Source organism: Mycolicibacterium canariasense (assembly GCF_002101555.1).
Lineage (GTDB): Bacteria > Actinomycetota > Actinomycetes > Mycobacteriales > Mycobacteriaceae > Mycobacterium > Mycobacterium canariasense.
In genome coordinates, this window is the sequence record NZ_LQOL01000049.1 from 409,684 (window position 1) to 423,255 (window position 13,572).

Annotated in this window: 13 protein-coding genes; 2 read left to right on the plus strand and 11 right to left on the minus strand. The window is 69.5% G+C overall.

The window, feature by feature from the left end; all coding sequences use genetic code 11:
* Nucleotide 1: 1 nt before the first annotated feature.
* From AWB94_RS14725 to AWB94_RS14760, 8 genes are read right to left on the minus strand one after another with little or no spacing between them, the layout of a single operon-like run.
* On the minus strand, nt 2-1,363 hold the full coding sequence (locus AWB94_RS14725) for an enolase C-terminal domain-like protein (RefSeq protein ID WP_062655987.1): 1,362 nt from the start codon (nt 1,361-1,363) through the stop codon (nt 2-4).
* Nucleotides 1,360-2,160, minus strand: coding sequence for an IclR family transcriptional regulator (locus AWB94_RS14730; RefSeq protein WP_062655988.1), 801 nt, complete (start codon nt 2,158-2,160; stop codon nt 1,360-1,362). Before AWB94_RS14730 ends, AWB94_RS14725 begins: the two co-directional genes overlap by 4 nt.
* A complete protein-coding gene (locus AWB94_RS14735) occupies nt 2,157-2,879 on the minus strand; it encodes a sulfite exporter TauE/SafE family protein (RefSeq protein WP_062656159.1) in 723 nt (240 codons plus the stop codon). The genes AWB94_RS14730 and AWB94_RS14735 overlap by 4 nt, the downstream gene beginning before the upstream one ends.
* A gap of 5 nt (nt 2,880-2,884) precedes the next feature.
* Nucleotides 2,885-3,877 carry an ABC transporter ATP-binding protein gene (locus tag AWB94_RS14740; protein ID WP_062655989.1) on the minus strand — a complete coding sequence of 331 codons (993 nt, stop codon included), beginning with the start codon at nt 3,875-3,877 and terminating at the stop codon, nt 2,885-2,887.
* Nucleotides 3,874-4,902 carry an ABC transporter ATP-binding protein gene (locus AWB94_RS14745; protein WP_062655990.1) on the minus strand — a complete coding sequence of 343 codons (1,029 nt, stop codon included), beginning with the start codon at nt 4,900-4,902 and terminating at the stop codon, nt 3,874-3,876. The genes AWB94_RS14740 and AWB94_RS14745 overlap by 4 nt, the downstream gene beginning before the upstream one ends.
* Nucleotides 4,903-5,829: an ABC transporter permease gene (locus tag AWB94_RS14750; RefSeq protein ID WP_234811743.1), complete on the minus strand. Its 927-nt coding sequence runs from the start codon at nt 5,827-5,829 to the stop codon at nt 4,903-4,905.
* A gap of 52 nt (nt 5,830-5,881) precedes the next feature.
* Nucleotides 5,882-6,811 (minus strand): ABC transporter permease, encoded by a 930-nt coding sequence (locus AWB94_RS14755; RefSeq protein ID WP_062655992.1) that lies wholly within the window; start codon nt 6,809-6,811, stop codon nt 5,882-5,884.
* Between the two features lie 6 nt (nt 6,812-6,817).
* Nucleotides 6,818-8,386, minus strand: a complete 1,569-nt coding sequence (locus AWB94_RS14760) for an ABC transporter substrate-binding protein (RefSeq protein ID WP_062656160.1) — start codon at nt 8,384-8,386, stop codon at nt 6,818-6,820.
* Between the two features lie 330 nt (nt 8,387-8,716).
* Here AWB94_RS14760 and AWB94_RS14765 point away from each other — a divergent pair, with 330 nt between their 5' ends.
* The gene (locus AWB94_RS14765; protein WP_062655993.1) at nt 8,717-9,730 is read left to right on the plus strand and encodes a 2-hydroxyacid dehydrogenase; all 1,014 of its coding nucleotides are present in this window, start codon (nt 8,717-8,719) and stop codon (nt 9,728-9,730) included.
* Between the two features lie 11 nt (nt 9,731-9,741).
* Here AWB94_RS14765 and AWB94_RS14770 read toward each other — a convergent pair whose 3' ends face one another.
* A complete protein-coding gene (locus AWB94_RS14770) occupies nt 9,742-10,665 on the minus strand; it encodes a LysR family transcriptional regulator (RefSeq protein WP_062655994.1) in 924 nt (307 codons plus the stop codon).
* A gap of 56 nt (nt 10,666-10,721) precedes the next feature.
* Here AWB94_RS14770 and AWB94_RS14775 point away from each other — a divergent pair, with 56 nt between their 5' ends.
* The gene (locus AWB94_RS14775) at nt 10,722-11,384 is read left to right on the plus strand and encodes a TetR/AcrR family transcriptional regulator (RefSeq protein WP_062655995.1); all 663 of its coding nucleotides are present in this window, start codon (nt 10,722-10,724) and stop codon (nt 11,382-11,384) included.
* Here the strand turns inward: AWB94_RS14775 and AWB94_RS14780 are convergent.
* Nucleotides 11,368-12,660, minus strand: coding sequence for a glucarate dehydratase family protein (locus AWB94_RS14780; protein WP_085122446.1), 1,293 nt, complete (start codon nt 12,658-12,660; stop codon nt 11,368-11,370). The two genes, AWB94_RS14775 and AWB94_RS14780, sit on opposite strands and share 17 nt — an antisense overlap.
* On the minus strand, nt 12,660-13,565 hold the full coding sequence (locus AWB94_RS14785; RefSeq protein WP_062655997.1) for a 5-dehydro-4-deoxyglucarate dehydratase: 906 nt from the start codon (nt 13,563-13,565) through the stop codon (nt 12,660-12,662). Before AWB94_RS14785 ends, AWB94_RS14780 begins: the two co-directional genes overlap by 1 nt.
* Nucleotides 13,566-13,572 lie beyond the last annotated feature (7 nt).

Here is a 13,572-nt window from a genome sequence, read left to right on the forward strand (position 1 = left end):
GTCAGATACCCCGTTGCAGGGCGGGGCGTTTGCTGTCGAAGGTCCAGCCGGGGATCAGGTACTGCATGGCCACCGCGTCGTCGCGGGCACCCAGTCCCTCGGCGAGGTACAGCTCGTGCGCGGCGGCCACCCGGTCCTCGTCCAGTTCGACACCGAGGCCGGCAGCGTCCGGGACGTCCAGATAGCCGTCGACGATGCGGAAGGGCGCCGTGGTGATGCGCTGACCGTCCTGCCAGATCCAATGCGTGTCGATCGCGGTGATGGCGCCGGGCGCGGCGGCCGCGACGTGGGTGAACATCGCCAGCGACACGTCGAAGTGGTTGTTGGAGTGCGATCCCCACGTCAGACCCCACGCATCGCACAGCTGCGCCACCCGCACCGACCCGCTCATGGTCCAGAAGTGCGGATCGGCCAGCGGGATGTCCACGGCACCGGACCGGATCGCATGCCCCATCTCACGCCAGTCGGTGGCGATCATGTTGGTCGCCGTCGGCAGCCCGGTGGCGCGTTTGAACTCGGCCATCACCTCGCGGCCGGAGAAGCCGGCTTCCGGGCCCACCGGATCCTCGGCGTAGGCCAACACCCCGGCGAGCTCCCGGCAGGTCGTCACGGCATCGGCGAGCAGCCAGCCGCCGTTGGGGTCCAGAGTGATCCGGGCGTCCGGGAACCGGTCGGCCAACGCGATCACGGCCTTGGCCTCCTCGGCCGCCGGCAGCACACCGCCCTTCAGTTTGAAATCCCGGAAGCCGTAACGGTCGCGGGCCGCCTCGGCCAGCCGCACCACCGCTTCGGGCGTCATCGCCTCGTCGTGCCGGATGCGCAGCCACTCGTCGGCTCCCGGCGCCTCGTCGGCCGCCGAGCGGTACGCCAGATCGGTCCTGGTGCGGTCCCCGACGAAGAACAGATACCCCAGTGCTTGCACCCGGCTGCGCTGTTGGCCGTCGCCCAGCAGGGCCGCGACGGGCACCCCGAGATACTGGCCGAGCAGGTCCAGCAGTGCGGATTCGACCGCGGTCACGGCGTGCACGGTGACCCGCAGGTCGAAGGTCTGGGCACCGCGGCCACCGGAGTCCCGGCCGGCGAACTCGCGGCGGACATCCCCGAGCACGGCGTGGTAATCCCCGATGCCGCGGCCCTCGACGAGCGGGCGGGCGTCTTCCAAAGTGCGTTGGATGGCCGCCCCGCCGGGCACCTCGCCGACTCCGGTGTTGCCTTCGGAATCCTTGAGGATCAACAGGTTCCGGGTGAAGTACGGCCCGTGGGCGCCGCTGAGGTTGAGCAGCATGCTGTCGTGCCCGGCGATGGGGACCACCCGCATCTCGGTGACAGTGGGTGTCCGGTGGGGGGTCTTGCGGGTAGTCATGAATTCACCTTCTCTGCCACTGGCCGGAGTACCCGGCTCACCTTGTCGCCGGCCGCGCACAGTGCCTCGATGAGGCCGGCTTCCCGCTCGGGCGTCAACCGGGCGACCGGGACCGAGACACTGATGGCGTCCTGGGCCGGCCAGCGGTAGCGCAGCGGCACCGCGAAACACCGCACTCCGACGGTGTTCTCCCCGTCGTCGGTGGCGTAGCCGCGGATCCGCGCGTTGTCCAGCGCCTCGTCCAACTCGGCGCGGTCGGTCACCGTCCGCTCGGTGAGGGCGGTCAGCTCGGCCGGGATGTGGGCGTCGCGCTCCGCGCCGACGCGTTCGGCCAGCAGTGCCTTGCCCAGCGCCGTCGTGTGCGCGGGCAGCCGCCTGCCGACCCGGTTGGTGGTGCGCTGGTACTGCCGGGATTCCCGGGTGGCCAGGTAGACGACGTCGTAGCCGTCCAGGCGGGCCAGGTGGAAGGTCTCGTCCCAGCTGCCGCGCAGCTCGTCCAGGAAGGGCGTGATGCTGGGCAGGTACGGGTCGGTGTCCAGGTAGCTGGTGCCGACCAGCAGTGCCCGAATTCCGATGCTGTACAACGTGCCCGACTCGTCGCAACGCACCCAGCCCTGGGCGATCAGGGTGCGCAGCAGCGCGTGGGCGCTGCTGCGCGGCATGTCGAGCGCGGTGGCGACCTCCCGGACGCGGGCCGGTTGATCCTGCCGCGCCGCCAGGAACTCCAGCAGTTCGACGGTGCGGGCGGCGGATTTCACGCCGGTCGGGGTGATCTTGCGCACGGTGTGTTCGGTCATAGCAGTCCCATCTGCTGGACGACGAGGACGACGGCTCCGACGGCCGAGGCGGTGATGGCCGTCCACCGCTGCCGGCGTGGGTTCAGCAACCGATTCGCGTAGCGGGACAACACGTATCCCCCCACGGTGGCCGGTATCAGCATGGCGCACATGACCAGGGTGTGCCGGTCTACCGCGCCGGTGACGGTCAGCATCGTCAACGACATCAGCGAGCCGATCAGGAAGAAGCCCGACATCGTCCCGCGCAGCCGCGGTCCGCTGTTGCGCTGCCACACCAGCGCCATCGGCGGGCCGCCGATCGAGGTGGCCGTGCCCAGCATCCCGGAGGTGGCCCCGGCCAGCACGAGGTTGCGGCGCCGCGGCGCGGGTATCCAGCCAAAGCTGGTCAGCGCGACGCCGCCGAGCACGACGGCCGCGATCAGCATCGCCAGGGCCTGATGCGGTAGGGCAGTGAGGATCAGCGCGCCGACGACGGTGCCGGGCACCCGGCCGGCCAACGCCCAGCCGGTGCCCTTCACGTCGATCGCCGTCCGCTCCCGCACCACCACCATCAGGGTGACGACGGCCGCCAACATGATCAGGGTGCCGGGGATGAGCGCCGGGTCCACCAGTGCGACGATCGGTGCGGCCAGCATGCCGAGCCCGAAGCCGATCGAGGCCTGCAGACAGGACGCAATCAACACCGCGATGGCGATGGTCGCGTAACCGGACACGCTCACTTCGCTCATGCGCTGTGGGACAACCGGGTTGACGCACCGAGCGGGTGATGGCATTCCACCGCATGCCCGGCTCCCCGTGGGTCGCCGGACACGGGTGGCCGCTGCTGCGCGCAGATGTCGGTGGCGTGCGCGCAGCGGGTGCGGAACCGGCACCCCGACGGCGGGTTCAACGGTGACGGCACCTCGCCGGTGAGCAGGATGCGTTCGGCGCGGTGCTCGGCGTGCAGTTTCGGCGCGGCCGACATCAGGGCGGCCGTGTAGGGATGGTCGGGGCTGTCGAATACCGCTTCGGTGGTCCCGGTTTCGATGATCCGGCCCAGGTACATCACGGCGACCCGGTCGGCCACGTGACGCACCACGGACAGGTCGTGCGAGATGAAGACGTACGAGATCTGCAGTTCGCGCTGCAGATCGTTGAGCAGGTTGAGCACCTGCGCCTGCACCGAGAGGTCCAGCGCGGAGACCGGTTCGTCGCAGATGATGACGTCGGGGTTCAGCGCCAGGGCGCGCGCGATGCCGATCCGCTGGCGCTGACCGCCGGAGAACTCCTGCGGGTACTTGCCGAACGCCTTGGGCCCCAGACCGACCATGTCGAGCAGCCCGCGTACCCGCATCTCGCGATCCTTACGGGACGGGTACAGCGTCTTGTGCGTGCGCCACGGCTCGGCGATGATCTCGGCCGCCGTCATCCGGGAGTTCAGCGAGGCGTACGGATCCTGGAACACCATCTGCACGCGGCGCCGGAACCGCAGCAGGTCCTTGCCGCGCAGGCCGTACGGGTCGATACCGTCGAAGCTGACGGTGCCGGCGTCCGGGCGCTCCAGCATCATCAGGGTGCGGGCCAGGGTGGACTTGCCGCAGCCGGATTCCCCCACCAGGCCCAGCGTTTCACCGCGCCGCAGATCCAGGTCGATCCCGTCCAGCGCGTGCAGTTTCTTGCCGCCGGCCACCCGGAAGCTCTTGGCCAGCCCGCGCACGGACAGCAGTTCGTCGCTCATGGTCGGCCGCCCTCCGGGAAGTGACACGCGGTTGTACGGGTGGCCGTCACGGCCGTCAGTCCGGGCCGGGTCTGCCGGCACCGATCCGCCGCCTTGGGGCAGCGATCCTGGTACACACAACCTTTCGGGATGGAGTGCAGATCCGGCGGCGCCCCGCCGATGGACTTCAGCTCGGCACCGCACTCGGCGCTCACCGGCACCGATTCCAGCAGGCCCTTGGTGTAGGGGTGCTTCGGGTCGGCGAACACCTCGGCCACCGGCCCGGTCTCGACGACGTTTCCGGCGTACATCACCGCGACCCGGTCGGCCTCCTCGGCCACCAGTGCCAGGTCGTGGGTGATCAGCACGACGGCCATGTCGTATTCGGCGCGAAGGCTTTTCAGCAGCGCCATGATCTGCGCCTGCACGGTGACATCCAGCGCGGTGGTGGGTTCGTCGGCGATCAGCACCCGCGGGTTGAGGGCGACGGCCATCGCGATGAGCAGCCGCTGGCGCATACCGCCGGAGAACTGGTGCGGATACGCGTTCACCCGTTCCTCGGGGTGCGGGATGCCGACCCGGGCCATCAGTTCGACGGCCTTGCGCTTGGCCTCCTTGGCTTTCATCCCGTGGTGGATGCGGAACGGTTCGGCCAGTTGGGTGCCGACGGTGTAGAGCGGGTTGAGCGCGGTGAGCGCGTCCTGGAACACGATGGCCAGCTCCGGCCCGGCCAGCTTGCGCCGGGTCTTGGGGTCGGCCGCCAGGACATCCGTTCCGCCGACCCGCGCCGAACCCCCGACCACCTCGGCGACCGGTTCCAGCAGTCCGACCAAGGCGGTGGCCGTCATCGACTTGCCGCAGCCCGATTCACCGAGCAGGGCCAGTGTTTCGCCGCGACGGGCGGCGAAGGACACGTGGTCGACGGCGCGGACGGTGCCGGCGATGGTGCGGATGTCGACGGTCAGGCCGTCGACATCCAGTGCCGGGTCGGCGTCCCGGCGGTCGGCGGCAGGTTCGCTGACTTCGCTATCCAGATGCACGGTCATTCAGATGGCCTTTCCGGTCTTGCCGAGGCGGGACGGCACGGTGAGCCGCCACCGCTGCGCGGGGTCGGTGGCGATGCGGGCCCAAGCGGCCAGGATGGTGGCCGACACGGTGGTGATGACGATGGCCAGGCCGGGGAAGAAGGACAGCCACCACGCGGTGTGCAGGTAGCTGCGGCCCTGCGAGACCATCAGGCCCCAGCTGACGTCGGGCGGCTGGATGCCGATACCCAGGAAGCTCAGCGAGCTCTCGGCCAGCATCACGTAGCAGAAGTCCAGGGTGGCGACGGTCAGCAGGGTCGGCAGCACGATCGGCAGCACGTGCCGGACGATGATCGAGGATCCGCTGGCGCCGAACGTCCGTGCGGCGTCGACGAAGACGCGACTGGACAGTTCGGCGGATTCGGCGCGGGCGGTGCGCAGGTACACCGGGATGCGGGTGATCGCCAGCACCAGAACGATATTGGCCGCACTGGGCGAGAAGACGTAGAGCACGACGACGGCCAGCAGCAGCGACGGGAAGCTCATGATGACGTCGGCCACCCGCATCGCCAGTGTTTCCCGCCAGCCGCGGTGGTATCCGGCCCACATGCCGATCGCCGATCCGACGACGGCGGAGATGACGACGGCGGGAATCGCGACCGACAGTGTGGTGCGGCAGGCCACCACCAGCCGGGCGAGCATGCTGCGGCCCAGCGGATCGGTGCCCAGGATGTTGGCCCAGCCGTGCGCCAGGGTGAACGGCGGCTGGTTCGAGTTGTCCAGGTCGATGTGGGTGGCCGAACCGCCCACCAGCATCGGGCCGAAGACCGCGGTGAGCACCACCAGGCCCAGGACCGCCGCGGCGGCGGTGGCGACCTTGTCGTTGACCAGTAGGCGCAGCCACGACCACCGCGCCGCAGGCGGTTGGGCTTCGGGCTCCCCGAGCATGGTGGTGCTGGGTTTGGCCGGGACGAGGTCGATCTGAGTCATGGTGATGGACCTACACTTTCGCGGTTTCCCGCACGCGCGCGTCCAGCAGCGCGTAACAGGCGTCGATGAGGATGTTGAGCACGAAGATGCTGACCGCGGTGAGCAGCACCGCGGCCTGCAGCACCGCGAAGTCGCGCTGCAGGATCGCGTCGATCATCAGTTTGCCGATGCCCGGCCAGCCGAAGATCGCCTCGACCACCACCGCGCCGTTGATCAGGCCGACGGCCAGGTCACCGGCCACCGTCAGCGCGGGCGCCGCGGCGTTACGCAGGGCGTGGTGGGTGACCACGCGGAAGTCGCCGGCGCCCTTGCTGCGGGCCAGCCTGATGTAGGGCGCCGACAGGGCCGCGACCATGGCCCCGCGTACCACCTGCGTCAGCACGCCCAGCGGGCGGATCATCAGGGTGGCGATCGGCAGGATCCAGGACAACATGCCGGCGTCGGTGCCCGAGGTGGGAAGCACGCCGAGCAGGACCGCGAACAGCCACACCCCCGTGATGGCGAACCAGAAGTCGGGGATGCTGGCGGCGGTCATGGACAGCAGGCTGGAGAACCGATCGGCCAGCGAATTGGGCCGGTACGCCGCCCAGCAGCCGACGATCACGGCACCGACGATCGCGAGCGCCATCGTCGTCACCGCCAGCTGCAGGGTGGCCGGGAAGGCGCGCAACGCCATCGCCGACGCCGATTCGCCGGTGCGCAGCGAGGTGCCGAAGTCCAGGTGCAGCACGCCTTTGAAGTAGTCCAGCAACTGCACGATCAGCGGCCGGTCGAATCCGTGCGATTGGGCAAACGCGGCACGTTGGGCCTGCGTGGCCGATTCGGGCAGGTACAGATTGGTGGGGTCGCCGGTGAGACGGGCCAGCAGGAACACACCCAGCAGCACGACGATCAGCGGGATGGTGCTGGTGTACATCCGGCGCCGGACGAAGGGGAACATATCGGCTCAGCTCCTGTCGGACTGGTCAGAGCCGTTGCCGGCCTTGGTCATCTCGGCGAGCCGCATCTCGTCACCGGTGGCGGAGTTGGGTGTGTATTCGACGCGCGGCGACTTCCCGAGGATGCCGGTCATGTGCGCGACATAGGCGAACTGGGCCACCTCGGTCGGCTCCTCGGCGAACAGCGTGGCGTAGGCGTCCTGGCGTCGCGCGCCGGTCAGTTGCCCGGCAGCCTCGATCTTTCGGTCGAAAGCGGCCGTACCGCAGGAACTCTGGGCACCGTCGGTGCGCATGTACTGGTCCACGCTGAAGGCCGCGTCCCCGGCCTGGTTGCCGTGCTGGATCATCGCGACGAAGGGGCCGGCGCCGACCGGGAACGGCCGCAACTGGTACTGCAGCTGACCGGCGGTGTCCATCATCTCGATGCGGGGGTTCAGGCCGATCTCGGTCAGTTCGCTCTGGATGACCTCCATGGTCTCGCTGATGTTGGGGAACTGGGCGGTGCGCCCGATCAGCCGGATCTGTCGGTCGACGGGCACGCCGGCGGCTTTCGCCTCGGCCACCAGCTGTTTGGCCTTCTCGATGTCGTGCGGCCACGGCGTCAGATCCGAGTTGTGACCGACCACGCCGTCGGGGATCAGTTGGGCGGCGGGCTGACCCATTCCCCGGAAGAGCGCCTTGACGATGCCGTTGCGGTTGACGGTGTAGTTGATGGCCTGCCGGACCCGGATGTCGTCGAGCGGAGCATCGGTACAGGCGATGCGCAGCGCGGTGGTCTCGTTGTTGGGGAATTCCACCCCAAGCTGCCCCGCGCCGTCCTCGGGCCCGAGGCCCGTGGCGATATCGGTCTCGTCGTTGGTGACCATGGCGGCACGCACGCTGCCCTCACTGCGCCACTGGTATTCGGCGCGGGCGAAGGCCGGTTTTGGTCCCCAGTAGCGCTCGTTGCGGCTCAGCGTGAGCTTCTGGCCGTAGTCCCAGCCGGCGATGGCATAGGGTCCGGTGCCGATCGGTTCGCGCACCTTCTCCGTGGTACTGGTGCCGCGCGGGACGATCTCCACGAACGAGATACGCAGCGGCAGAATCGGATCCGGCTTCTCGGTGGTGACGGTCAGGGTCGCGTCGTCGGGAGTGGCGAGTTCGAGTTTCTCGTCGCCGAACACGTACCCGTCGACGTTGCAACCCAGATCCGAGTTGACGGCGCGGTCGATGGCGAAGGCCGCGTCGGCCGCGGTGAAGGGCGCCCCGTTGGAGAAGGTGACCCCGGACCGGATGGCGAAGGTCCACCGGTCGGGCGCGTCCTGCCGCCAGCCGGTGGACAGCAGGGGCTGCAGGTCGCCGGTGGTGGGGTCACGCTCGATCAGGGGCTCGGTGATGTTGGAGCGGACGACGATGCCGGTCGAGGTCAGCGAGCTCTCGCAGGGCTCCAGCGTGGGTGGCTCCTGGGAGATCACCAGGCGCAGGGTGTTCGGGTCGTACCCGCCGTGACCCGTGTTGGCCACCGTGCAGCCACCGGTCAGCAGAACGGCGCCGGCTGCGGCGAGGGAAGCGACGGCAGGCGTCACTGGTGCGACCATCTGGTCCTCCGGTTCGGAAAGGCTGTTCCGTGTGACGTCCATGTATGTGGACGGATTCTGTGACGGTAGACACACGGTAGGAGCGCGCTTCGAACGGCGTCAAGCCTGTCCAAACGGGCGGTTTCGGGGGTTTTCGGCGGGCATCGGCACCGCACCGGAGCCGGCGATGTAGCGCTTGACGTGCGGTTTTATCGACCGGACGGGACGTTTGATACCCGGCATCGGCGCGCGCCCGGGACGTTATGCCGGTTCGGCATCAACCCATGCTATTTCCGTGTTGGACAGGTATTCGCGGGCATCCTTAGCGTGATGAGCGAAAGAGGAGTGCCCATGTCCGTTTCGAGGCCCGGTTCCGCACCGCACACCGTTCCCGCCACGCCGCGTGTTCTGCAGGTCGGCCCGCTGAAGGACTCGCTCGCCGAGACGTTGCGGGCCGAGTACGACGCCCTGGTTCTGCCCTCCGGGGACGCGGGAGCAGCCGAGCGCGCCGAGTTCCTGGCCGCACACGGTGCCGACGTGACGGTGGTGGTGACCTCGGGCCGCACCGGCGTGGACGCCGCGCTGATGGCGGCGCTGCCGGCGCTGGGCGCGGTCGTCAACTTCGGGGTCGGCTATGACACCACCGATATCGATGCGGCGGCGGCCGCCGGGGTCGGAGTGAGCAACACACCCGACGTGCTCACCGACTGCGTCGCCGACACCGCCGTCGGTCTGCTGATCGACGTGCTGCGGCGGTTCACCGACGCCGACCGTTACCTGCGCGCCGGCCGCTGGACCGTCGACGGCAACTACCCGCTGACCCGGCAGGTCAGCAACACCCGGGTCGGCATCATCGGCATGGGACGGATCGGCGGAGCAATTGCCAAGCGGCTCAGCGCTTTCGGATGCACCATCAGCTACCACAACCGCCATCGGGTGCCCGATTCGCCGTACCGCTATGCCGCGACGCCGGTGGACCTGGCCCGCGACGTCGACGTGCTGGTGGTGGCCGCGGCCGGTGGCAGCGGAACCCGCGGCCTGGTCGGCGCCGACGTGCTGGACGCGCTCGGGCCCGAGGGTTACCTGATCAACATCGCGCGCGGCAGCGTCGTCGACGAGGGGGCGCTGGTGACCGCTCTGCAGCAAGGCCGGCTGGCCGGGGCCGGTCTGGACGTGTTCGTCGACGAACCGAATGTACCTGTCGAGTTGCTGCGCATGGACAACGTCGTGTTGCTGCCCCATGTCGGCAGCGGCACCGTGCAAACCCGGGCCGCGATGGAGGCGCTCACGCTACGCAACCTGGACGAGTTCCTGGCCACCGGGCGGTTGGTGACGCCGGTGCTGCAACCCGCGGCGCGGGTCTGACACCCAGCCGCTCAGGGGTGCAGCTCCACCAGGTCGTCGGTGGTCCACTCCCGAGCGGGCAACACATCACGCAGCAGGCGCAGCAGCGCGGGGTTGGTGCTGTCCTGACGCCAGGCGGCGTCGAGTTCGACCGGCCGCTCCCGGAACGCACCGATGGACCGGAACACCACGCCCTCGGGATGCAGCGTGGCGGCCGAGGCCGGCACCAGCGCGATCCCGATGCCCGAGCGCACCAGCACCAGCATGGTGTGCACCTGCGTCACGAACTGCACGTACCGCGGCGTGGCGCCGGCGATGGTGAAGGCGCTGATGAGCAGCTCGTTGAAATAGCGCGCCTCGATCGGCGAGTACATGATGACGTCTTGGCCGTCCAGGTCGTTGAGGGTCAGCTGGCGGGCTTGGGCCACCAGCGGATGCTCGGCGGGCAGCGCGGCCACCAGCTGCTCGTGCAGCAGTGGCCGCGACACGATGCCGGGGCGCTTCAGCGGCGGCCGAGCCATCCCCAGATCGATCTCGCCCGTCATCAGGCCTTCGATCTGGGCGGCCGAAACCATCTCGCGCAGCTCCAGTTTCACATCCGGCAGCTTGGCCCTGGTGCGTTCGAGCAGCCGCGGCAGCACCGCATGGGCCGAGGCCGCGGTGAATCCGACAACCACGGTGCCCAAGTCACCGGCCGGCACCCGCTTGACGGTCATGGCCGCACTCTCGGCGAGCTGCAGGATGCGACGGGCGTCGGGCAGAAACGCAACGCCTGCCGGGGTGAGGGTGACCGAGCGGGTGGTGCGGTCGATCAGTTGCACCCCCAGTTCGGTCTCCAGCTGCTGGATCTGCCGGCTGAGCGGTGGCTGGGTCATGTGCAGGCGTTCGGCGGCGCGGCCGAAATGCAGTTCCTCGGCGACGGCGATGAAGCAGGACAGCCGGGCCAACGAGAACATCGCTGCAGTCTATGCGCGCCGGCCAATCGGATGGGCGTCTGTGTCAAGATGATTCGATGTCCGATCCCAGGCCCGACAGCGCACCCCGCGTCCGCCGGCGCTACGGCGGCCAGGAGGCCGCCGACCGGGTGGCCGAGCGCCGCGGCCGGTTACTGGCCGCCGGCCTGGAGTTGATGGGCACCCGCGGTGTGGCGGGAACGACGGTGCGCGGCGTGACGGAACTGTCGGGGGTGGCACCCAGATACTTCTACGAGAGCTTCGCCGATATCGAGGCGCTGCACCTCGCGGTGTACGGCGAGGTGATCGAAGAGGGTGCCCAGCGGTCGGTGGCCGCGCTGGCCAACGCACCCGCCGACGACCGGGCCCGCATCCGGGCGGTGCTGGCGGAGATGGTGGACCTGATCCTCGCCGACCCGCGCAAGGGCCGAATCCTGGTGCTGGAGGCCACCGCCTCACCGGCACTGGGCCGGCGCAGCCTGGCCGAGTCCCGCCGGTTCGCGGGCATGCTGGCATCGTCGGCCGCCAGCGGTGGTGATCCGGGGCTGGAGCCCGACAGCCTGCCCGCCGACATCCGGCTGATCGCGCAATTCCTGGTCGGCGGCATGATCAGCACGGTGGGTGCCGTGCTGTTGGGCGACGTCCAGGTGGAGCGCGCCCACCTCGTCGACGTGTTGGTGGCCCTGTTCGCGGCCGTGCGGACCACTACCAGCGCGGGCTGATCGCCTCGAAGGCCGGGTCGATCCTGCGCATGTAACCGGTGTCGTCGCGGTCGCGGATCCCGCAGCGCAGGTATTGCTCGTGCAGCGCGGCCAGGGCGTCACGGTCGAGTTCGACCCCGAGTCCCGGGGTGGCCGGGACGGCGACGCTGCCGTTCCGGATGCTCAGCACTCCCGGCTTGACCACGTCTTCGGTCTTCCAGGGCCAGTGCGTGTCACACGCGTAGGTCAGGTTCGGGGTGGCCGCGGCCAGGTGCACCATCGCGGCCAGGCTGATGCCCAGGTGCGAGTTGGAGTGCATGGACAGGCCGAGCCCGAAGGTGTCGCAGATACCGGCGAGCAGGCGCGAGCGTTGCAGCCCACCCCAGTAATGATGGTCGGAGAGCACCACTTTCACCGCACCAGCGGCGACGGCGGGCGCCAGCTGGTCGAAGGCCACCACGCACATGTTGGTCGCCAGCGGCATCGGCGCCTGCGCCGCGACCTCGGCCATGCCGGCGATGCCCGGGGTCGGGTCCTCCAGGTATTCCAGGATGCCGGCCAACCCGGAGGCCACCTTGACCGAGGTCTGCGGGGTCCAGGCGGCGTTGGGATCCAACCGCAACGGGATGTGCGGAAACGCCGAATGAAGCTCTTCGATGGCCGCCATCTCCTCCTCGGGCGGGAACACCCCGCCCTTGAGTTTGATTGCGGTGAAACCGTATTCGTCGACCATGCGGCGGGCCTGGGCGACCAGCCCGGCCGGGTCGAGCGCCTCGCCCCAAGGATCGGGCTCCTGTGGGTGGGGCGAGTGAAGCGACGGGGAATGTGGGTGAAAAGCCCACTTGTAGAACAGGTACGCGCTGAACGGCACGGCATCCCGCACGGCGCCACCGAGCAGATCGGCCACCGGCCGGCCACCGGCATGGCCTTGCACGTCCAGGCAAGCCACCTCGAACGGCGAGAACACCTGGTCGACGGCGCTGGCCGAGGTGATCATCCCCGCGGTGCCGACGGCGGCGTCGTCGCCGCGCAGCCGGTCGGCGATAGCGGCCCGGATGGCGTTGAGCGCGAACACATCCAGTCCGGTGATCGCCTCGGCGGCCGCGTGCAGGCGGGCCAAGTGGCGGGTATCGGCGTACGTCTCGCCGAGGCCGACCAGGCCCGCGTCGGTGACCAGCTCGATGATCGCCCGCAGCGCGTAGGGCTGATGCACCCCCACGGTGTTGAGCAGCGGCGGGTCGACGAAGGCGACCGGGGTGATGCGGGCCCCGGTGATCCGGATGGACGCGGGCGCCATCACAGCACCGCGCGACCGGCTTTGATGATCTGGGTCAGTTCGGTGAGGTGTTCGGCCGAGGGCATGACCAGCGGCGGGCGCACCGGCCCGGCGTCGATGCCCTCCATCGTCACACCGGCCTTGACCAAGGACACGGCGTAACCCGGCACGGTGTCCCGCAGGCGGACCAACGGGTGGAAGAACTCCCGCTGCAACGCGCCGAGCGCCTCCTCGTCGCCGGCTTCCAGCGCCCGGTAGTAGGCCAGTGCCAGCTCCGGGGCGAAGGCGAAGGTGGCCGACGAGTACAGCGTCACCCCGATGGCGCGGTAGGCCTGCTGGGACACCTCGGCGGTGGGCAGGCCGTTGAAGAACTGGAAGGCCTTGCCGGACGGGGCGAGGACGTCGGTGACGGCCCGCACGATGCGCGCGACCCTGTCGACATCGCCGGTGCCGTCCTTGAATCCGACCACATTCGGGATCTGGGCCACCTCGGCCGCGGACGCCTCGGTGTAGCGGGCATTACCCCGGTTGTAGACGATGACCGGCAGGCCGGTGGCGGCCGCGACCTCGCGGGTGTAGTCGATCAGACCCTGCTGCGGCATGGTGACCAGATACGGGGGCAGCAGCAGCAGCCCGTCGGCACCGGCGGCGGCGGCCGTCTTCGCGAAGACCTTGGCTTGGGCCACCGACCCGCCCGCGCCCGCGTACACCGGAACCCGGCCCGCGGTGGCTGCCACCGCGGTGCGCACCACCGCGCCGAACTCCTGGGCCTCCAGGGCATGGAATTCGCCTGTGCCGCAGGCGACGAACACCCCGCCGGGTCCGGCGTCCACGCCCTTGGCGACGTGCGCGGCGAGCGCTTCCAGGTTCACCTCGCCGGTGCCGGTGAACGGGGTGACGGGGAAGAACAGGACGCCGTCAAGCATGGGTGTA